Origin of the sequence: Pseudomonas protegens, from assembly GCF_013407925.2 — a bacterium.
In the GTDB taxonomy this organism is placed as follows: Bacteria; Pseudomonadota; Gammaproteobacteria; order Pseudomonadales; family Pseudomonadaceae; genus Aquipseudomonas; species Aquipseudomonas fluorescens_AP.
Genome location: NZ_CP060201.1, coordinates 1,841,877 through 1,862,222 on the forward strand (window position 1 = coordinate 1,841,877; position 20,346 = coordinate 1,862,222).

The 20,346-nt window shown below is 60.8% G+C and carries 21 protein-coding genes; 3 read left to right on the forward strand and 18 right to left on the reverse strand.

Features of this window, described 5'->3' with window-relative positions; all coding sequences use genetic code 11:
- Positions 1-2: 2 nt before the first annotated feature.
- From GGI48_RS08730 to GGI48_RS08750, 5 genes are all read right to left on the reverse strand, one after another.
- Positions 3-206 carry a hypothetical protein gene (locus tag GGI48_RS08730; RefSeq protein ID WP_179597881.1) on the reverse strand — a complete coding sequence of 68 codons (204 nt, stop codon included), beginning with the start codon at positions 204-206 and terminating at the stop codon, positions 3-5.
- Positions 207-295: 89 nt separating this feature from the next.
- Positions 296-886 carry a phage baseplate assembly protein V gene (locus GGI48_RS08735; RefSeq protein ID WP_179597883.1) on the reverse strand — a complete coding sequence of 197 codons (591 nt, stop codon included), beginning with the start codon at positions 884-886 and terminating at the stop codon, positions 296-298.
- Entirely contained in the window at positions 883-1,404 is a 522-nt protein-coding gene (locus GGI48_RS08740) for a hypothetical protein (RefSeq protein ID WP_179597885.1), read from the reverse strand. Before GGI48_RS08740 ends, GGI48_RS08735 begins: the two co-directional genes overlap by 4 nt.
- 80 nt (positions 1,405-1,484) lie before the next feature.
- Positions 1,485-1,835, reverse strand: coding sequence for a phage holin family protein (locus tag GGI48_RS08745; protein ID WP_016967167.1), 351 nt, complete (start codon positions 1,833-1,835; stop codon positions 1,485-1,487).
- Positions 1,836-2,353: 518 nt separating this feature from the next.
- Positions 2,354-3,100 carry a helix-turn-helix transcriptional regulator gene (locus GGI48_RS08750; RefSeq protein WP_016964672.1) on the reverse strand — a complete coding sequence of 249 codons (747 nt, stop codon included), beginning with the start codon at positions 3,098-3,100 and terminating at the stop codon, positions 2,354-2,356.
- A gap of 175 nt (positions 3,101-3,275) precedes the next feature.
- Between GGI48_RS08750 and mutS the strand changes: the two genes are divergently transcribed.
- A complete protein-coding gene (gene mutS / locus GGI48_RS08755) occupies positions 3,276-5,855 on the forward strand; it encodes a DNA mismatch repair protein MutS (protein WP_179597887.1) in 2,580 nt (859 codons plus the stop codon).
- A 142-nt stretch (positions 5,856-5,997) separates the two neighbouring features.
- On the forward strand, positions 5,998-6,321 hold the full coding sequence (gene fdxA, locus GGI48_RS08760; protein ID WP_016964674.1) for a ferredoxin FdxA: 324 nt from the start codon (positions 5,998-6,000) through the stop codon (positions 6,319-6,321).
- Positions 6,322-6,837: 516 nt separating this feature from the next.
- Here fdxA and rpoS read toward each other — a convergent pair.
- The 8 genes from rpoS to GGI48_RS08800 all read right to left on the reverse strand — a co-directional run bounded on the left by rpoS (position 6,838) and on the right by GGI48_RS08800 (position 14,076).
- Positions 6,838-7,845: an RNA polymerase sigma factor RpoS gene (rpoS, locus tag GGI48_RS08765; RefSeq protein WP_016964675.1), complete on the reverse strand. Its 1,008-nt coding sequence runs from the start codon at positions 7,843-7,845 to the stop codon at positions 6,838-6,840.
- A 106-nt stretch (positions 7,846-7,951) separates the two neighbouring features.
- Positions 7,952-8,824 (reverse strand): peptidoglycan DD-metalloendopeptidase family protein, encoded by an 873-nt coding sequence (locus GGI48_RS08770; RefSeq protein ID WP_016964676.1) that lies wholly within the window; start codon positions 8,822-8,824, stop codon positions 7,952-7,954.
- A 211-nt stretch (positions 8,825-9,035) separates the two neighbouring features.
- Positions 9,036-9,671 carry a protein-L-isoaspartate(D-aspartate) O-methyltransferase gene (locus GGI48_RS08775; RefSeq protein ID WP_173655928.1) on the reverse strand — a complete coding sequence of 212 codons (636 nt, stop codon included), beginning with the start codon at positions 9,669-9,671 and terminating at the stop codon, positions 9,036-9,038.
- A gap of 41 nt (positions 9,672-9,712) precedes the next feature.
- Complete coding sequence (gene surE, locus GGI48_RS08780) at positions 9,713-10,462, reverse strand: 5'/3'-nucleotidase SurE (RefSeq protein WP_047302063.1); 750 nt, start codon at positions 10,460-10,462, stop codon at positions 9,713-9,715.
- Complete coding sequence (truD, locus tag GGI48_RS08785) at positions 10,450-11,508, reverse strand: tRNA pseudouridine(13) synthase TruD (RefSeq protein WP_179597889.1); 1,059 nt, start codon at positions 11,506-11,508, stop codon at positions 10,450-10,452. The genes surE and truD overlap by 13 nt, the downstream gene beginning before the upstream one ends.
- Positions 11,505-11,978, reverse strand: a complete 474-nt coding sequence (ispF, locus tag GGI48_RS08790; protein WP_016964680.1) for a 2-C-methyl-D-erythritol 2,4-cyclodiphosphate synthase — start codon at positions 11,976-11,978, stop codon at positions 11,505-11,507. The genes truD and ispF overlap by 4 nt, the downstream gene beginning before the upstream one ends.
- A gap of 52 nt (positions 11,979-12,030) precedes the next feature.
- A complete protein-coding gene (gene fghA, locus GGI48_RS08795; protein WP_047302061.1) occupies positions 12,031-12,876 on the reverse strand; it encodes an S-formylglutathione hydrolase in 846 nt (281 codons plus the stop codon).
- 87 nt (positions 12,877-12,963) lie between these two features.
- Complete coding sequence (locus GGI48_RS08800) at positions 12,964-14,076, reverse strand: S-(hydroxymethyl)glutathione dehydrogenase/class III alcohol dehydrogenase (protein ID WP_011059547.1); 1,113 nt, start codon at positions 14,074-14,076, stop codon at positions 12,964-12,966.
- A 104-nt stretch (positions 14,077-14,180) separates the two neighbouring features.
- On the opposite strand from GGI48_RS08800, the gene GGI48_RS08805 reads away from it, so the two are divergent.
- Positions 14,181-15,080 carry a LysR substrate-binding domain-containing protein gene (locus GGI48_RS08805; RefSeq protein ID WP_179597891.1) on the forward strand — a complete coding sequence of 300 codons (900 nt, stop codon included), beginning with the start codon at positions 14,181-14,183 and terminating at the stop codon, positions 15,078-15,080.
- A 13-nt stretch (positions 15,081-15,093) separates the two neighbouring features.
- On the opposite strand, the gene ispD is transcribed toward GGI48_RS08805, so the two are convergent.
- From ispD to GGI48_RS08830, 5 genes are all read right to left on the reverse strand, one after another.
- A complete protein-coding gene (gene ispD, locus GGI48_RS08810; RefSeq protein WP_016964684.1) occupies positions 15,094-15,801 on the reverse strand; it encodes a 2-C-methyl-D-erythritol 4-phosphate cytidylyltransferase in 708 nt (235 codons plus the stop codon).
- Positions 15,798-16,076, reverse strand: coding sequence for a cell division protein FtsB (gene ftsB / locus GGI48_RS08815; RefSeq protein ID WP_011059544.1), 279 nt, complete (start codon positions 16,074-16,076; stop codon positions 15,798-15,800). The genes ispD and ftsB overlap by 4 nt, the downstream gene beginning before the upstream one ends.
- Positions 16,077-16,248: 172 nt before the next feature.
- On the reverse strand, positions 16,249-17,538 hold the full coding sequence (gene eno, locus GGI48_RS08820) for a phosphopyruvate hydratase (RefSeq protein WP_060837772.1): 1,290 nt from the start codon (positions 17,536-17,538) through the stop codon (positions 16,249-16,251).
- Between the two features lie 155 nt (positions 17,539-17,693).
- Positions 17,694-18,539: a 3-deoxy-8-phosphooctulonate synthase gene (kdsA, locus tag GGI48_RS08825; protein WP_042940934.1), complete on the reverse strand. Its 846-nt coding sequence runs from the start codon at positions 18,537-18,539 to the stop codon at positions 17,694-17,696.
- Positions 18,540-18,544: 5 nt separating this feature from the next.
- Positions 18,545-20,176 (reverse strand): CTP synthase, encoded by a 1,632-nt coding sequence (locus tag GGI48_RS08830; RefSeq protein WP_016964687.1) that lies wholly within the window; start codon positions 20,174-20,176, stop codon positions 18,545-18,547.
- Positions 20,177-20,346: the final 170 nt, after the last annotated feature.

Consider the following 20,346-nt stretch of genomic DNA (forward strand, 5'->3'; position numbering starts at 1 on the left):
CCTTACTCCTGTGCCTGCAGATCCGGGTGGCTGGCGAGGTAGTCCAGGGCAACGCGGTCGCCGGCCTTGGCCGACACCTGTCCCTGGACCACCGACAATTGGCGGCCGTCCGGCAGGATCAGATGACGCGAGGTGTAAAGACGGTCGCGAAACACCACGGCGCCGGTGCCCGCTGGGCGAGCGGGGGTTTTCTTGGGGGTGGCCATTGCATTCTCCGGGTAGAAAAAAACCGCTCTGGGCGGGTTGCTTGGGTAATAGGTAGCAAGTGGGTGGTGAGGGCGATAAGGGCCAAGGATCACTGCGGCGGGGCCGTTGCCCCGGGGCCTGGCATCACCCCAAGGTGGGTATGGGTCGAGCCGACGTTGATCCCGTTGTGCGTCAAGCTGCCACCGTTGATCTGCACGTCGCCATTCAAGGTGATCGCACCGGTCAGGGTGATGCTGGCGGCATTGCCGGTAATGCTGCTGTCGGTGACCTGCGCCGAACTGGCGCCAACCTGAATGCTCACCGTGCCGCTGGGCAGGCTGATGCTGTAGCTCTTGGCCTGCCAGTCATAGACCAGCGAGCCGCCATCCTCGAAGCGCCAGACTTCGACGTGGTCGCGGTTGTCCGGCTGGGGACCGGCGTTGCCATACAGGCCGGGAACGAAAGTGCCCTGGGCCGGCTCGCCGCTGGGGCTGATCAACACGCCCTGCTCCCCCAGGCTCGGCGCCCGCCAGTGACGGGCCTTGCCGGCGGCCTGGCTGTGCCAGCGTACCCAGGCGCTGGTCCAGCCGGCGCCATCGGATACCCGCACCAGGCCGGCCGCCAGATCCACGCCGACCACGCAGCAAGGCAGGATCAGGCCGGCAATCATGCGGTCGTGGGTTGCAGAGACGTAACTCACGCCATGTGCTCCGGCGACTGGTAGTCGCCCTCGTGACCGGGCCCGGTATCGGGGCTGAAGCCCAACACCAGCGTGCCCGGCGGTTGATCGGCCCAGGGCCATTGTTCCTGCCCCAGGTAGATAAGCTGCTGCCACTGCACGATCCACTCGGCGCGATAAGTCGGATCGGCCACCGTACCGGCAGGCTTGGCCCACACCGCCGTTGCCCCCTCGACAAAGTCCAGGTTCCACTGCTGGCAACGCAACAGCTCAAGCAGCTGCGCCGCGAGAATGGCCGCCTGCATAGGCGCCTGCGCCAGTTCGGGGTCGACCCGTATCCGCGCCTCGAAGGTGGCCCGCATGCAACTGCGGCCATCACCGGGGTCGGCGGCCTGATCCAGGCCGGTCACCACGAAGTAGAGCGCCGGTTCAGTGACGCCTTCGAGCATCTTGGGGAAGGCCTCAACCCTGTGCAGTTGCGGCATCGCCTGCTTGATCGTGGACGTGATGGCGTCTTTTAGCTGGGTCAGTTCGTTCATGTGTGTTGTTCCTGAAACAGGTCGAGGCGCCCAGCCGCCGGGGCCGATGAGCCTTGTTGAAGGCCGGAGCCGGTGCGGGATCAGCGCTGATCCGGGTTCGAGTCCCGTGAGGGCGGTTCGCATACCCCGATGCGCTTGGCCGCCCAGCGCTCGTAGAGGCCGATGGCGACGTCGGCGCCGGCCATGGCGGTCAGGCAACCGAAGGCGCAGGCGGTCCAGATCGAGACGCCGGCGGCATACAGCAGCATGATTGCCGAGACCCCGCAGACCACGCAGGCTCCAGAGCGCAGCGCCAGGCGCCGCAACAGCGACCAGCCACGAGCGCCCTCCTTGTCGGCGCGCCACATTTCGCCGGAAACGCCACCGACCAGCGCCAGGACGATGACCAGCCAGATCGGCATGTCCAGCAACGCTTGCTGCTCGTTTGTCATTCACGTCTCCCGTGCGGATTGAGGCCAGCGAGATGGCCAGTTGATAGAAAGCTGAAAAGGGTGGTTCAAGGGGTCCCTGTCTGTTGGCGGCCCACGTTAGGCAGGCATTCCAAAAAGCCCGGTCGCCCGGGCTTTTCAGTAATGCAAACCTTGGTCTTTCGGCACTACTGGTGCGGTACGGACCCATTCAAATTGTTCCTCCGACCGCGACCCTGTCCGCCGGATAACTGCTTCTGGTGCTTTACGCTGCACACCCGGGTCAGTTGCCAACCCTCTGAACCGTCGAGGCCGGTTCATCGCTGCCTTTGCTTTGCCACTAAAGAGCGTCGTTGCAGCCGTTGTTGAACGGCTTGAGATGGATAATATGCATTCATGCATATGCAGTCAATGCGTAAATGCATTTATTTATGCGCGAGAATTGCACGGACGCATGGAGGCCGCATAAATGCAGGGTGGGAGGATTTTTCGAGGGCGAAAAAAAGCCCGCTCAGTGGCGGGCTTGGTCTGACAGAGAGGGCTTAGCGGGCGTACATGCCCCACCAGAAGACGTGACCGAGGATGCTGATCTGCTCCTCCTGGATCTCCTGGAAGCTGTAGTCCTCGTCCGGGTGCTCATCGCGGTTGAAGCTGCGCAGGCGAATCCCGGTGGGCAGGCGATACAGCTGCTTCACTCGCAGCTGGCCGTTGTGGTTGATGGCGTAGAGGTCGCCATCGACGATGTCGCCGATCGCGCATTTGCCGGCATTGACCCCGACCGTGGCCCCATCGCGCAGCACCGGCAACATGCTGTTGCCCCGCACCGTGACGCACTTGGCCTGATCGAACTGCACGCCGTTGTGCCGCAGGCTGCGCTTGCCGAAGCGCAGGCTGGCGCGCTCGCTTTCCTCGATGACGAATCTTCCTGATCCAGCAGCCAATTCAACCTCACGCAGAAAGGGAACCGATACCTCGTCGTCATCGACGGGAGTGTCGTCGTCCCACAGGCTTATGTCCTTGAGTTCCGAATGAATCTCGTCACGGGGGGCCGCAGTCCGGCCAGGCGCGATATCCACGCGCCCGCGCAACTGGTCGGTGCTCACCTGGAAGTATTCGGCGATCCGCGAGATGTGCTTATCCGAGGGATCGACGATCTTCCCGCTGAGAATCCGCGAGAGGGTGGATTGAGGCACACCGGTACGGCGATGAAGCTCCGTGGGGGAGATTCCATCACGATCCAGCAGCTCTCTTAAGACGGTAGAAACATTGCGTATTTGCATAAAACGCATATTGCTCGATCTTTTAAACAATGACAAATGCTGTTTTGCATATTTGCCGGACAAACCTGGTCGCGCCTTGGTGCCTGCGAGCCCAGGGCGCCCATGGTAACCTTGCCGCCATCTGCAAAAAGCCGGGCCCAGCGCTCCTTTGCTTCACCCATTCAACGAATCCGCCTAAATACCAATGAGTAAAAATACCTCCGATCTGTCCTCCCACACGCCGATGATGCAGCAGTACTGGCGCCTCAAGAACCAGCACCCTGATCAGTTGATGTTCTACCGCATGGGCGACTTCTACGAGATCTTCTATGAAGACGCGAAGAAGGCCGCCAAGCTGCTGGACATCACCCTGACGGCGCGCGGACAGTCGGCGGGCCAGGCGATTCCCATGTGCGGCATTCCCTACCACTCGGTTGAAGGCTACCTGGCCAAACTGGTGAAGCTTGGCGAGTCGGTGGTGATCTGCGAGCAGGTCGGCGACCCCGCGACCAGCAAAGGCCCGGTGGAGCGCCAGGTGGTGCGCATCATCACCCCGGGCACCGTCAGCGACGAAGCCCTGCTGGACGAGCGCCGCGACAACCTGATCGCCGCCGTGCTGGGCGATGAGCGCCTGTTCGGCCTGGCGGTGCTGGACATCACCAGCGGCAACTTCAGCGTCCTGGAAATCAAGGGCTGGGAAAACCTGCTGGCCGAGCTGGAGCGGATCAATCCGGTCGAACTGCTGATCCCCGATGACTGGCCGCAGGGCCTGCCAGCGGAAAAACGCCGCGGTGTACGGCGCCGTGCGCCCTGGGATTTCGAGCGCGATTCGGCTCACAAGAGCCTCTGCCAGCAGTTCTCCACCCAGGACCTCAAGGGCTTTGGTTGCGAGACCCTGACCCTGGCCATCGGCGCCGCGGGTTGCCTGCTCAGCTACGCCAAGGAAACCCAGCGTACCGCCCTGCCCCACCTGCGCAGCCTGCGGCATGAACGCCTGGACGACACCGTGGTGCTGGACGGCGCCAGCCGCCGCAACCTGGAGCTGGACACCAATCTGGCCGGTGGACGCGACAACACCCTGCAATCGGTGGTCGATCGCTGCCAGACCGCCATGGGCAGCCGTCTGCTGACCCGCTGGCTGAACCGCCCGCTGCGCGACCTCAGGGTCCTGCAGGCGCGTCAGTCCTCCATTACCTGTTTGCTGGACGGTTACCGCTTCGAACGGCTGCAACCGCAGTTGAAGGAAATCGGCGATATCGAGCGGATCCTCGCGCGCATCGGCTTGCGTAATGCCCGTCCGCGGGACCTGGCCCGTCTGCGCGACGCCCTGGCGGCGTTGCCGGAACTGCAACAAGCGATGAGCGAGCTGGAAGCCGACCACCTCAAGCAACTGGCGATCACCACCAGCACCTATCCGGAGCTGGCTGCGCTGCTGGCCAAGGCGATCATCGACAACCCGCCGGCGGTGATCCGCGACGGCGGCGTGCTCAAGACCGGCTACGACGCCGAGCTCGACGAGCTGCAATCCTTGAGCGAGAACGCCGGGCAATTCCTGATCGACCTGGAAGCCCGCGAGAAAGCCCGTACCGGCCTGGCCAATCTCAAGGTCGGCTACAACCGCATTCATGGCTATTTCATCGAGCTGCCCAGCAAGCAGGCCGAGCAGGCTCCGGCGGACTACATTCGCCGACAGACCCTCAAAGGCGCCGAGCGCTTCATCACACCGGAACTCAAGGAGTTTGAAGACAAGGCGCTTTCGGCCAAGAGCCGTGCCCTGGCCCGGGAAAAGATGCTCTACGACGCGCTGCTGGAAACCCTGATCAGCCATCTGCCACCGCTGCAGGACACTGCTGGCGCGCTGGCGGAGCTGGATGTGCTGAGCAACCTGGCCGAGCGCGCCTTGAACCTGGATCTCAACTGCCCGCGCTTTGTCAGCGAGCCGTGCATGCGTATCACCCAGGGTCGTCACCCGGTGGTGGAACAAGTCTTGACCACGCCATTTGTGGCCAACGACCTGAATCTGGACGACAACACGCGGATGCTGGTGATCACCGGTCCGAACATGGGCGGTAAATCCACCTATATGCGCCAGACCGCGCTGATCGTGCTGCTGGCCCATATCGGCAGCTTCGTCCCGGCGGCCAGCTGCGAGCTGTCCCTGGTGGACCGGATCTTCACCCGGATCGGCTCCAGCGACGACCTGGCCGGTGGCCGTTCGACCTTCATGGTGGAAATGAGCGAAACCGCGAACATCCTGCACAACGCCACTGAGCGCAGCCTGGTGCTGATGGACGAAGTGGGCCGCGGCACCAGTACTTTCGACGGACTTTCCCTGGCCTGGGCTGCGGCAGAACGTCTCGCCCAGCTACGGGCCTACACCCTGTTCGCCACCCACTACTTCGAGCTGACGGTGCTGCCGGAAAGCGAGCCGCTGGTGGCCAACGTGCACCTCAATGCCACGGAGCACAACGAGCGCATCGTCTTCCTGCACCATGTGCTGCCGGGACCTGCCAGCCAGAGCTATGGCCTGGCGGTAGCCCAGCTGGCCGGGGTTCCCAGCGCGGTCATCAGCCGCGCCAGGGAGCACTTGAGCCGTCTGGAAACCACCAGTTTGCCCCATGAAGTGGCGCCTCCAGCACCGGGTAAAACCTCGGTTCCCCAACAAAGCGACATGTTCGCCAGCCTGCCGCATCCGGTGCTGGACGAACTGGCCAAACTGGATCTGGATGATCTGACGCCACGCCGGGCCCTGGAAATGCTCTATACATTGAAGACGCGCATCTAACGCGAACGCCTTCAAGCTGTTAGAATCTCGCGCGGTTTGGGATGCTGCGGACTATTAGCCTGGTTCGCAGACTATCGCTCCCAAACCTGGCGACCCCGTCATGTTGGGGCTCCGCTGCCGCCGCCTGAGGAGAGAATTAGAAATGACCTTCGTCGTCACCGACAACTGCATCAAGTGCAAGTACACCGACTGCGTAGAAGTCTGTCCGGTGGACTGCTTTTACGAAGGCCCGAACTTCCTGGTGATTCACCCGGATGAGTGCATTGACTGCGCGCTGTGCGAGCCTGAGTGCCCCGCTGTAGCTATTTTCTCCGAGGATGAAGTCCCGGAAGAAATGCAGGAATTCATTCAGCTGAACGTCGAGCTGGCAGAGATCTGGCCGAACATCACTGAAAAGAAAGAACCGTTGCCGGATGCCGAAGAGTGGGATGGCGTCAAAGGCAAGATCAAAGACCTCGAGCGCTGATTGCCTCGCGTTCCTGAAAAGGCCCCTTGCGGGCCTTTTTGCGTTTCTGGGAACGGCGTTCTTGCAGTTGGACTTTTCGCCAGGCAAAAAAAAGGGGCGGTATGACCCGCCCACATTTTTCCCTAGTCCCTGTGTTCCTTTTCATCGTCCTGATGAATCGCTTCTTGCGATGTCCTGACCATCGTCCTTGATGGCTGTGTCTATCCGTCGACACAGGGCTGATATTAGAGAGTTCCCAGATAAGAGCAATCGCACCTGTCCCGGGAAATAGTGTCGAATGCCAGTAGAGGAATTAAAAAATATCCTTATAAAGCAAATAGATAAAAAATAGCCTAAAGCATTTTAGGCAAGCCTGAAGCACTAGAGAACCGAACACCTACGAAAAAGTAATCTATTGCTTACACGCGAGTTAAGAGTAATCCCATCTGTGATCAGAATCCGAGAACTCGGAGCCAAAACACTCAGCCAATAAAAAGCCCCGAACGAATCGGGGCTCTTGTAGATCAACTCCGGAAGCTACTGGAACAGCGACTCACTGGACAGGCCATTCTTCTCAAGGATCTCCCGCAGACGCTTGAGCCCTTCGACCTGAATCTGCCGAACCCGCTCACGGGTCAGGCCGATCTCCAGGCCTACGTCTTCGAGCGTGCTGCTCTCGTGACCTCGCAGGCCAAAGCGGCGAACCACCACTTCACGCTGCTTTTCAGTCAGCTCGGAAAGCCATTGATCGATGCTTTGTGACAGATCGTCGTCCTGCAACAGCTCACAAGGATCCGTCGGACGGTCATCCGTCAGGGTGTCCAGCAGGGTTTTATCCGAATCCGGTCCCAGCGAGACATCAACCGAAGAAACCCGCTCATTCAGACCGAGCATGCGTTTGACTTCGGCCACCGGCTTCTCCAGCAGGTTGGCGATTTCTTCGGGAGAGGGTTCATGATCGAGTTTTTGCGTCAACTCACGGGCGGCGCGCAGGTAGACGTTGAGCTCTTTGACCACATGAATCGGCAGCCGAATGGTGCGGGTCTGATTCATGATCGCCCGTTCGATGGTCTGACGAATCCACCAGGTGGCGTAGGTCGAAAAGCGGAAGCCGCGTTCCGGGTCGAACTTCTCCACTGCCCGGATCAGGCCGAGATTGCCCTCTTCGATCAGATCCAGCAGCGACAGGCCACGATTGACATAGCGCCGGGCGATTTTCACCACCAGTCGCAAGTTACTTTCAATCATGCGTTTGCGCCCGGCCGGGTCACCACTCTGCGACAAACGCGCAAAGTGCACTTCCTCTTCGGGAGAGAGCAACGGAGAAAAACCGATTTCATTGAGATACAACTGCGTCGCATCAAGGGCGCGCGTGTAATCAATGTACTTGTGTTGCTTAAGTGATGCGGAGCTTTTGGATTTGGCGCGAACGGAAGGTGGAGTTGCCCCCTCATTATTCGACATCGAATCCATATCGATGCTGCTCTCCATAAGGAGAACCTCATCGTCGATGTCAAACTCCGGCACTTCTTTACTGAGAGCCATTGTTATAGTCCTTTGGTGAGTTCGACCTCAGGCTCAAGCGACGCCTTAATCCTTGGCAACGCTGGAGCCTGTTCCCTCTACGTGAGTGGAACAGGCTGGTAACCGATCAACGTCGTGGCAGGAATTGCAGCGGATCTACAGGTTTACCTTGTCGGCGAATCTCAAAGTGCAGTTTCACCCGGTCTGTACCAGTTGATCCCATCTCGGCAATTGTCTGTCCGACTTTGACCTGCTGTCCCTCCCGAACCAATAGCTTGCGGTTGTGGCCGTAAGCACTGACGTAGGTTTCGTTGTGTTTGATGATGACTAATTCGCCGTAGCCCCTTAAGCCACTCCCGGCGTAAACCACCGTCCCATCAGACGCAGCTAAAACAGGCTGTCCCAAATCCCCGGCGATATCAATGCCTTTATTCAAACTACCGTTTGAAGAAAACTTTCCAATCAGAACGCCATTTGAAGGCCAGCCCCAGCCTGTCGGTGCGGGGCCCGCAGGCGTAACCGGAGCAGGCGTTGGCTTGCTGGCAGAGGGGGCTGCGGTGCCCGATGCTGGAGCCGTTGCGGGGGCCGTTGCAGTACCAACAGGACGACGAATAACCGTGGTCTTGCTCGACGACGAAGCACCGGACTGGGTACTGGTGACCACCGTTGCCGGCGCTGCGCCAGTGCGGCCATCGAAGCGAATGGTTTGCCCAGGATGGATGGTATAGGGCTCGGCAATATTGTTACGAGCGGCCAATGCCTTGTAGTCCCAGCCATAGCGGAAGGCAATGGAGAACAAAGTATCGCCACGACGCACCACATATTGTCCGGTAGTGACTGTCGGGCGTTGAGGCGCGGCGGTATTGCTGCGCTCAACCACCCCCACGCTGCTGGACTTGGTGCTGGAACAACCGACCAACAAGGAACTCAAGACAAGGCCAATCATCAGTCGCTGAAAGCTTGATATACCTATTCGCTGCGCAATGACTGTGAGACTCACCCGCCGCTCCCTTTATGGTGGTTGACGATATAGATTGCCTTGCTCAGGCATGAAATGACGCAAGTATAACTGGACGACCGCGCTTTACCGCTGGCACAGCGCACTACACAGTCGCCAGCAATGACCATTGGTGGCCACCCGACTCATTGACGATCGACACGGCACTAAGACACAGCCCATCAAACAGAATTCACCCAGCCCCAACAAATACTCAGGCCAGCGGCCCATTGAGCAGAGGCACAAAGCGCACCGCTCCCAGGACATGTCGGGCAAAACCATGTTCTTCTCGAATGATCAGCATCAACTGCTGCACTTCGCCTGCTCCCACCGGAATCACCAGGCGTCCGCCCGGGGCCAGCTGGTCGAGCAGCGCTTGGGGAACATCAGTGGCCACAGCGGTAACGATGATGCCGTTGTAAGGCGCCAAGGCCGGCCAGCCTTCCCAACCGTCACCCCAGCGAAACACCACATTGCGCAGGTTCAACTCCTGCAACCGCTCCTTGGCCCGGTCCTGCAGGACCTTGATCCGCTCCACCGAAAACACCCGCTCCACCAACTGCGACAGCACCGCCGTCTGATAGCCAGAACCGGTGCCTATCTCCAAGACCTTGTCCAGGGGACCGGCCTCCAGCAGCAGCTCGCTCATGCGCGCCACCATATAAGGCTGGGAGATGGTCTGGTTGTGGCCGATCGGCAGGGCGGTGTCTTCGTAGGCCCGATGGGCCAGCGCTTCATCTACGAACAGGTGCCGCGGCGTGCGACGAATGACCTCCAACACCTGGGGATTGGACAGCCCTTCATCGTAGAGCCGTTGAATCAGGCGTTCGCGGGTACGCTGGGAAGTCATGCCGATTCCCCGTCGCAGCAAATCGTCTTGCTCACGAGCCATCAGCGCAGCCCCTCCAACCAGCCATCCAGGCTCCGGAACGCGTCATTGAACGTGCGATCCAGCTGCAACGGGGTGATGGAGACGTAACCTTGCATCACCGCATGAAAATCGGTGCCCGGACCGCCATCTTCGGCATCCCCGGCGGCGGCAATCCAGTAACCCGACTTGCCACGGGGATCGACGACCTTCATCGGCGCCGCCGCCCGCGCGCGGTGACCCAGGCGGGTCAGCTGTATGCCACGAATATGATCCAGTGGCAGGTTGGGAATATTCACGTTCAACACCGTCCGTGGTGGCAAATCCAGCAAGCCCTGGGCTTGCACCAGCTTGCGCGCGAAATGGGCCGCCGTGGCAAGGTTTTCCACCTGCCGCGACACCAGCGAAAAGGCAATCGCCGGACGCTGCAGGAAGCGCCCTTCCAGGGCCGCAGCGACCGTTCCGGAGTACAGCACGTCATCCCCGAGGTTGGCTCCCAGGTTGATCCCCGACACCACCATGTCCGGCTCGTGTTCCAGCAGGCCGTTGAGCCCCAGGTGAACACAGTCGGTCGGCGTGCCGTTGATGCTGATGAAGCCATTGCCGAGGGTATGCGGGTGCAACGGACGGTCGAGCGTCAGCGAGCTGCTGGCGCCGCTTTTGTCCTGGTCCGGTGCGATCACCACACAGTCGGCGTAATCCGCCAGCGCAGCATGCAGCGCGGCGATACCGGGTGCGGTTACCCCATCATCGTTAGAAATCAGAATACGCATGAGCTGTCCGTCTGCCCCACCGGCACCAGATCGACGAGTTCACGCACCAATGCGGTGGCGAAACACCCGGCCGGCAGGACGAATTCCAGTTGCAGAATGTCAGGCTCGGGATAATGCCACGTCAAACCGCCAATGGGCAGCCGCAGGATGCGTCGTTCGTGGCTCATGCCGGCTTTTATCAGCCAATCACACAGTGCCGCCTCACGGCCGGCAATCTGTTGCTCAAGCTCATGGGACACACCGCCCGCCGGAGAGGCGCCCTCGCCCCACAACGGACCGGTGGGATGCAGGTCGAGAATCGCCAGGCGCGGATCCGAGCACTCGTCGGGCCCGGCCATGAAAAAGCTGCGACTGTCGGTAAACGCCAACAGGTCACCTACCTGCGCCTGCTGCCAGCTGCCGTCCGCCACCCGGGCCGCCAGCACCTGATTGAACAGATAGCTGCGAGCCGTGGAAAGCAGGCGCGAACGCACGTTGCGCTGCTCTGGCAGAGCCTGGCGCTCGGCCCAGCCGCGGGCGTCCACCAAATTGCCGCCGTCGTGACCAAAACGCTGGGCGCCGAAATAGTTGGGAATCCCCTGTTGGGCGAACTGCCGCAAACGCTCATCGATGGCCGCATGATCCGCCGTAAGCTCTGTCAGACGCAGAGTAAAACCGTTGGCCGCATGGGCTCCGCGCTGCAGCTTGCGCTTGTGGCGGGTGGCCTTGAGGATTTTCAGGGTGTGGTTTTCCGCCGCGCCAAGGTCCGGATCAGCCTTGCCCGGCAGTTGCACGCTGAACCACTGGCGAGTCAGCGCCTGGCGATCCTTGAGCCCGGCGTAGCTCACGGTGCGCAACGACACTCCGGCGGCCTTGGCAATCCGCCGCGCCGCCTCTTCGGTATTCAGGCCGCGCTTTTCCACCCACAGCCACAGGTGCTCGCCTTCACCGCTCAGCGGGATATCGAGCACTTCATCGACTTGGAAATCTTCGGCTGTGGCCTTGAGCACCGCACGGCCCAGGGCATCGCCATAGGCCCGCGGGCCCAACAGTTGCGATTCATTCATGAGCGCAGCAACAAGGCCACGGAGTGCACCGCGATACCTTCCTCGCGACCGACGAAACCGAGCTTTTCGGTGGTGGTGGCCTTCACGTTCACTTGATCCAGTTCGACTTGCAGGTCCTCGGCGATCAAGGCCCGCATGGTTTCAATATGAGGCGCCATTTTCGGGGCCTGGGCGACGATGGTGTTGTCGACGTTGCCGACCTTCCAGCCTTGGGCGTGGATCAGCGCGACAACATGACGCAGCAGGACGCGGCTGTCGGCGCCTTTGAACTGCGGATCGGTGTCCGGAAAATGCTTGCCGATATCCCCCAGCGCCGCGGCGCCCAGCAGGGCATCACTGAGCGCGTGCAACAACACGTCCCCGTCGGAGTGGGCGAGCAACCCAGAATGATGGGCAATGCGCACACCGCCCAAAGTAATGAAGTCGCCCTCAGCGAAACGGTGCACATCGTAGCCGTGGCCAATACGCATAAAAAAACGCCCCGAAAAAGTCAGGGCGTGATTCTACCTGCTTTGGCAGGTATTAGGCGTTAAGAGCACGTGCGTGGTGCCGCAAGTGATCGTCTATAAAGCTGGCGATAAAGAAGTAGCTGTGGTCATAGCCGGGCTGCATGCGCAACGTCAGCTCATGCCCGGCATTCTTTGCCGCTTGCTGCAGCACTTCAGGCTTGAGCTGGCCGGCGAGGAAATCGTCACGATCGCCCTGATCCACCAGCAACGGCAGCTTCTCGGTGGCCTCGGCGATCAATACGCTGGCATCCCACTCGCGCCAGCGTGAGCGCTCTTCCCCCAGATACCGGGAAAATGCCTTCTGCCCCCAAGGGCAATCCATGGGATTACTGATAGGCGCGAACGCCGAAACCGACTGATAGCGACCGGGATTACGCAACGCGCAGACCAATGCTCCGTGCCCGCCCATGGAATGCCCGCTGATCCCACGCTTGTCCGACGCGGGAAAGTGCGCCTCCACCAGTTCCGGCAGCTCGTTCACCACATAGTCATGCATCCGATAATGCTGGGCCCAGGGCTCCTGCGTCGCGTTCAGATAGAACCCCGCGCCCAGGCCAAAATCCCAGGCGCCCTCCGGATCACCGGGCACGCCTGCGCCGCGAGGGCTGGTATCCGGAGCCACGATGATCAGGCCCAGCTCCGCCGCCAGGCGTTGGGCGCCAGCCTTTTGCATGAAGTTCTCGTCGGTGCAGGTCAGGCCGGACAACCAGTAAAGCACCGGCAACTTGCCGCCCTGTTCCGCCTGGGGCGGCAAATACACCGCGAACACCATGTCACAGCCCAACACCTGGGAATGATGTTTATAGCGTTTATGCCAGCCGCCGAAGCTTTTCTGGCAGGAAAGGTTTTCCAGACTCATGGCAGACCTCCAGCCACAAGCCGCAAGCTACCCGCCGCAAGTGGGCATCCCCCCTTGGAGCTGGCAACTTGCCGCTTGCCGCTGCTCTTAGAAATGAATGACCGAACGAATGCTCTTGCCTTCGTGCATCAGGTCGAATGCCTTGTTGATGTCTTCCAGGCCCATGGTGTGGGTAATGAAGGTATCCAGCGGGATTTCGCCGGTCTGGGACATTTCCACGTAGCTTGGCAGTTCGCTGCGGCCGCGCACGCCACCGAAAGCCGAACCACGCCATACCCGGCCAGTCACCAACTGGAAGGGACGGGTCGAAATTTCCTGGCCGGCACCGGCCACACCGATGATCACCGACTCGCCCCAGCCCTTGTGGCAGCACTCCAGCGCGGCGCGCATCAGCTGCACGTTGCCGATGCATTCGAAGGAGAAATCCACGCCGCCGTCGGTCATGTCGACAATGACCTCCTGGATCGGACGATCGAAATCCTTGGGGTTGACGCAATCGGTAGCGCCCAGTTGCTTGGCGATCTCGAACTTGGCCGGGTTGATATCAATGGCGATGATGCGCCCGGCCTTGGCCTTGACCGCACCGATTACCGCCGACAGGCCAATACCGCCCAGGCCGAAGATGGCCACGGTGTCACCGGCCTTGACCTTGGCGGTGTTGATCACCGCGCCAATGCCCGTGGTCACGCCGCAACCCAGCAGGCAGACCTTCTCCAGAGGCGCTTCCTTGGGGATCTTGGCCACGGAGATTTCCGGCAGCACGGTGTACTCGGAGAATGTCGAGGTGCCCATGTAGTGGAAAATGGGCTGGCCCTTGTAGGAAAAGCGCGTGGTGCCATCCGGCATCAAGCCTTTGCCCTGGGTTGCGCGAATAGCCTGACAGAGGTTGGTCTTGCCCGACAGGCAGAATTTGCACTTGCCGCATTCCGGGGTGTACAGCGGGATCACATGATCGCCCACTGCTACAGAGGTCACGCCCTCGCCCACTGCTTCTACAACTGCACCACCTTCGTGGCCGAGGATCGCCGGAAAGATGCCTTCCGGGTCGGCGCCGGACAGGGTGTAGGCGTCGGTGTGGCAGACGCCGGAAGCGACAACCCGCAGCAGTACTTCGCCGGCCTTGGGCATGGCGACATCCACTTCGACGATTTCCAGGGGCTTCTTGGCCTCGAAGGCTACGGCAGCACGTGACTTGATCATCCTGACTCTCCAGCGAATAAAAACGAGGCCGTGAGTGTAAAACAGCGCAAGGCGATGAATAATCCAGGCAAAAGCAAAACATTATTGCCATACAGGGATAATCAATGAGCGAAAACCGTTGGGAAGGCATCGACGAATTCGTCGCGGTCGCCGAATGCAGCCAGTTCACTGCCGCTGCCGAACGCCTGGGGGTGTCCTCTTCTCATATCAGCCGCCAGGTGGTGCGCCTCGAAGAGCGCTTGCAGACCCGCCTGCTGTATCGCAGTACCCGCCGGGTGACCCTGACCGAGGCCGGGCAGACCTTTCTCCAGCATTGCCAACGCTTGCAGGACGGGCGCGAGGAAGCGCTGCGGGCCGTGGGGGACCTGACCAGCGAGCCCAAGGGCATGCTGCGCATGACTTGCGCAGTGGCCTATGGCGAGCGTTTTATCGTGCCACTGGTCACGCGTTTCATGGGCCTCTACCCGCAGCTGCGGGTGGACATCGAACTGAGCAACCGTCCCCTGGACCTGGTGCACGAGGGGCTCGACCTGGCCATTCGCCTGGGACGCCTGCAGGACTCTCGCCTGGTCGCCACTCGCCTGGCGCCACGGCGCATGTATCTATGTGCATCGCCGTCCTATCTGGAACGCTATGGCCGCCCTCACAGCCTGTCGGAATTGAGCCGGCACAATTGCCTGATCGGCAGCTCGGATATCTGGCAGCTGGAAGTCGATGGGCGCGAATTTTCGCAAAGGGTGCTGGGCAACTGGCGCTGCAATAGCGGACAGGCAGTGCTGGACGCGGCGTTACAAGGCGTTGGGCTCTGCCAACTGCCGGACTACTACGTTCTGGAGCACCTGCAGGACGGTACGCTGGTTTCCTTGCTGGAAGCTCACCAGCCGCCCAACACCGCAGTCTGGGCGCTCTATCCCCAGCAACGGCATCTGTCGCCGAAAGTGCGCAAGCTGGTGGATTATCTCAAGCACGGCTTGGCCGAACGCCCGGAATACCGCGATATGTAGCCGCTGCCCGCGATCAGCGGCGGTTGGACCAACGCTGGCGCAGCCACTCAAGATCCTCGGGACGAGTGACCTTGAGGTTGTCGGAACGGCCTTCGATCAGGCGTGGCGCCTGCCCGGCCCATTCCATTGCCGAAGCCTCATCGGTGATTGCCACATCAGCCACCAGGCTGTCGGCCAGGGCGCGATGCAGCGCGCCAAGCCGGAACATCTGCGGCGTGTAGGCCTGCCAGATCAGGCTGCGATCCACGGTTTCCAGAACCCTTCCGTGCTTGTCGATCCGCTTCAGGGTGTCCCGGGCCGGCACCGCCAGCAGCCCGCCCACTGGGTCGTGCGCCAATTCACTCAGCAGCTTGTCCAGGTCATCTCGGGAAAGATTGGGGCGTGCGGCATCGTGAACCAGCACCCAGTCCTCATCGGCCGCGCCTTGGGCATGCAGATGAAGCAGGGCATTGAGCACCGAACCGGAGCGCTCGGCGCCACCTTCGACCCGCTGAATCCGCGAATCATGGGCGCAGGCCAGGGTCGGCCAGTAAGGATCGTCCAGCGCCAGACTGACCACCAGCCCCTTGAGGCCTGGATGGTCGAGAAAACAGCCGAGGCTGTGTTCGAGAATTGTGCGTCCGCCCAGTTGCAGGTACTGCTTGGGACGGTCCGCGGCCATGCGGGCACCGACGCCCGCGGCAGGAATCACGGCCCAGAAGGCCGGCAGCCTAATGCTCATTGGGCCAACTGGTAGAGGGTTTCACCCTCCTTGACCATGCCCAGCTCATGGCGAGCCCGCTCTTCAACGGTCTCCATGCCCTTCTTCAACTCCATGACTTCCGCATCGAGTACGCGATTTCGCTCCAGCAAACGCTCGTTTTCAGCGTGCTGGTCGGCAATCTGCTGAGTCAGGTCAGCTACCTGGGCCAAGCTGCCGTTCCCCACCCACAGGCGGTACTGCAAGCCGGCCAGCAGCAAGAGCAAGACCAGGAACAACCAATTGGGACTGCGCATCGAATATCGGGTATCCAGTGAAAAAAGACAGCCATGCCAACAACTTCGGACCTACTGATAGCACGAAGCCTGGAAGAACCAGGCTTGTGCTCTTAAGGCATCAGATTAGTGGCAAAAAACTCGCTGTAGCGATTTTCCCGACACAATCCGGTGTCTTTTTACCATCTACGGCTTAGCCGCGAAACTCGCCGCGACCGTTGTACTTGGCCTTGCCGTTCAATTGCTCTTCGATACGCAGCAATTGGTTGTACTTGGATACGCGGTCGGAACGGCACAGGGAGCCGGTCTTGATCTGGCCAGCCGAGGTGCCCACGGCCAGGTCGGCGATGGTCGAATCTTCGGTTTCGCCGGAACGGTGCGAGATCACCGCGGTGTAACCGGCAGCCTTGGCCATCTGAATGGCTTCCAGGGTTTCGGTCAGGGTGCCGATCTGGTTGAACTTGATCAGGATCGAGTTGGCGATCTTCTTGTCGATGCCTTCTTTCAGGATCTTGGTGTTGGTCACGAACAGGTCGTCACCGACCAGTTGCACTTTGTCGCCGATCTTGTCGGTGAGGATCTTCCAGCCCGCCCAGTCGGACTCGTCCAGGCCGTCTTCGATGGAGATGATCGGGTAGCGCTGAGTCAGGCCTTTGAGGTACTCGGCGAAACCTTCGGCGGTGAACACTTGGCCTTCGCCGGACAGGTTGTACTTACCGTCTTCGTAGAATTCGCTGGCGGCGCAGTCCAGAGCCAGGGTCACGTCGGTGCCCAGGGTGTAACCGGCGTTGGCCACCGCTTCGGAGATGACTTTCAGCGCGTCTTCGTTGGAAGCCAGGTTCGGCGCGAAACCACCTTCGTCGCCCACAGCAGTGTTCAGGCCACGGGCCTTCAGCACGGCTTTGAGGTGATGGAAAATCTCGGTGCCCATGCGCAGACCTTCCGAGAAGGACTTGGCGCCAACCGGCTGCACCATGAACTCCTGGATGTCGACGTTGTTATCGGCGTGCTCGCCACCGTTGATGATGTTCATCATCGGCACCGGCATCGAGTAGACGCCTGGGGTGCCGTTGAGGTTGGCGATGTGGGCGTACAGCGGCAGGTCCTGGTCCTGGGCGGCAGCCTTGGCCGCGGCCAGGGACACGGCGAGGATGGCGTTGGCGCCCAGGGACGCTTTGTTCTCGGTACCGTCCAGGGCGATCATCGCGTGATCCAGCGCCTTCTGGTCGATCGGGTCTTTACCCAGCAACAGGTCGCGGATCGGACCGTTGATGTTGGCTACCGCCTTGAGCACGCCCTTGCCCAGGTAACGGCTCTTGTCGCCATCACGCAGCTCCAGCGCTTCGCGCGAGCCGGTGGAGGCACCGGACGGCGCGCAAGCACTGCCGATGATGCCGTTGTCGAGAAGCACGTCCGCTTCGACAGTGGGGTTGCCACGGGAGTCGAGAACTTCACGACCTTTGATGTCGACGATTTTTGCCATTGTTGTAAACACTCCAAAGTTGACGAAAACGACGCAGCTGTAGGAAATCTTTTACCGTCGGCAAGGCGGGGGAAGCGGGCAGTCTTGCAGACGATAAGGCTCAGGCCCGGGGGCCTGAGCAATAATCGTGCGGTACTTTACCGGAGAAATCGGTTTTACGCGGTTTCTACCGTCGGAAAACTCTTGACCAGTTCGTCCAGAGCCTTGAGCTGAGCCAGGAACGGCTCAAGCTTGTCCAGACGCAGGGCGCAAGGGCCGTCGCACTTGGCGTGGTCGGGATCCGGATGGGCTTCCAGGAACAGCCCGGCCAGGGACTGGCTCATGCCAGCCTTGGCCAGGTCGGTGACCTGGGCCCGGCGACCACCTGCGGAGTCTGCGCGACCGCCCGGCATCTGCAGGGCATGGGTGACGTCGAAGAACACCGGGTATTCGAACTGCTTCATGATGCCGAAGCCGAGCATGTCCACTACCAGGTTGTTGTAGCCGAAGCTGGAACCGCGTTCGCAGAGGATCAACTGATCGTTGCCCGCCTCTTCGCACTTGCTCAGGATGTGTTTCATTTCCTGGGGCGCGAGGAACTGGGCCTTCTTGATATTGATCACCGCGCCGGTCTTGGCCATGGCCACCACCAGGTCGGTCTGCCGCGAGAGAAACGCCGGCAACTGGATGATGTCGCAGACTTCGGCGACCACGGCGGCCTGGGCCGGTTCGTGGACGTCGGTGATGATCGGCACGCCGAAGGCCTGCTTCACGTCTTCGAAAATCCGCATGCCCTCTTCCAGGCCCGGGCCACGGTAGGAGGTCACCGACGAACGATTGGCCTTGTCGAAACTGGCCTTGAACACGTAGGGGATACCGAGCTTCTCGGTCACCCGCACGTACTCTTCACAGACCTGCATCGCCATGTCGCGGCTTTCCAGCACGTTCATGCCGCCGAACAGCACCATAGGCTTGTCGTTGGCGATCTCGATGTTGCCTACGCGGATGATCTTCTGCGCCATCAGGTTCACGCCTTCTTCTGGTGTTGAGCCAATGCTGCTTTGACGAAACCGCTGAACAGTGGGTGACCGTCACGTGGCGTCGAGGTGAACTCCGGGTGGAACTGGCAAGCGACGAACCACGGATGATCCGCAGCCTCAACCACTTCTACCAGGGCGCCGTCGCCCGAGCGACCGGAAATCTTCAGCCCCGCCTCGATCAGCTGAGGCAGCAGCTTGTTGTTCACTTCGTAACGGTGACGGTGACGCTCGACGATCACGTCCTTGGCGTAGCAGTCGTGGACCTTGGAGCCCGCTTCCAGCAAGCATTCCTGAGCGCCCAGGCGCATGGTGCCGCCCAGGTCGGACGCTTCGTTACGCACTTCAACAGCGCCGGTCGCGTCTTCCCACTCGGTGATCAGGCCGACGACCGGGTGGCCGCTGGCGCGATCGAACTCGGTGGAGTTGGCATCTTTCCAGCCCATGACGTTACGGGCGAACTCGATGACCGCCACTTGCATGCCCAGGCAGATACCCAGGTACGGCACCTTGTTCTCGCGAGCGTATTGCACCGCGGTGATCTTGCCTTCCACGCCACGCAGACCGAAGCCGCCTGGAACCAGGATCGCGTCGACACCTTCCAGCAGCGCGGTGCCCTGGTTCTCGATATCTTCGGAGTCGATGTAGCGCAGGTTGACCTTGGTGCGGTTGGTGATGCCGGCGTGACTCATCGCTTCGATCAGCGACTTGTAGGCGTCCAGCAGCTCCATGTACTTGCCGACCATGGCGATGGTGACTTCGTGCTCAGGGTTGAGCTTGGCGTCCACCACCTTTTCCCACTCGGACAGGTCGGCGCCGTTGCATTGCAGGCCGAAACGCTCGACGACGAAATCGTCCAGGCCCTGGGCGTGCAGCACGGCCGGGATCTTGTAGATGGTGTCGACGTCTTCCAGGGAGATCACCGCACGTTCTTCAACGTTGGTGAACAGGGCGATCTTGCGACGCGAGGACACATCCACCGGATGGTCGGAGCGGCAGATCAGCACGTCAGGCTGCAGGCCGATCGAACGCAGCTCTTTTACCGAGTGCTGGGTCGGCTTGGTCTTGGTCTCGCCAGCGGTGGCGATGTACGGAACCAGGGTCAGGTGCATCAGCATCGCGCGCTTGGAACCGACTTCCACACGCAGCTGGCGGATGGCTTCGAGGAACGGTTGCGACTCGATGTCGCCCACGGTACCGCCGATTTCCACCAGGGCCACGTCGGCATCGCCAGCGCCCTTGATGATGCGACGCTTGATCTCGTCGGTGATGTGCGGAATCACCTGGATGGTGGCGCCCAGGTAATCACCACGGCGCTCCTTGCGCAGTACGTGCTCGTATACGCGGCCAGTGGTGAAGTTGTTGTTCTGGGTCATGGTCGTGCGGATGAACCGCTCGTAGTGGCCCAGGTCCAGGTCGGTCTCGGCGCCGTCGTGGGTGACGAACACTTCACCGTGCTGGAACGGGCTCATGGTGCCCGGGTCGACGTTGATGTACGGGTCCAGCTTGAGCATGGTGACCTTAAGCCCCCGCGCCTCCAGGATGGCCGCCAATGAAGCCGAGGCAATGCCTTTCCCCAATGAAGAAACAACACCGCCCGTGACGAATATGTAGCGCGTCATGAAAAACCCTAGAAGTCTGCGTTAAAGCGGTCAGTGCCGCCGGGGAAAGCGAAGGAAGGCCGAAGCCCCCGATCACCTGCATTAATCACAGTGCACCTTTCAAAAAAACCGCCGCGTGGTGACAGACCGGATGCAAAAACACCGGTAGGTTGCTCGCTACACATTTTTTG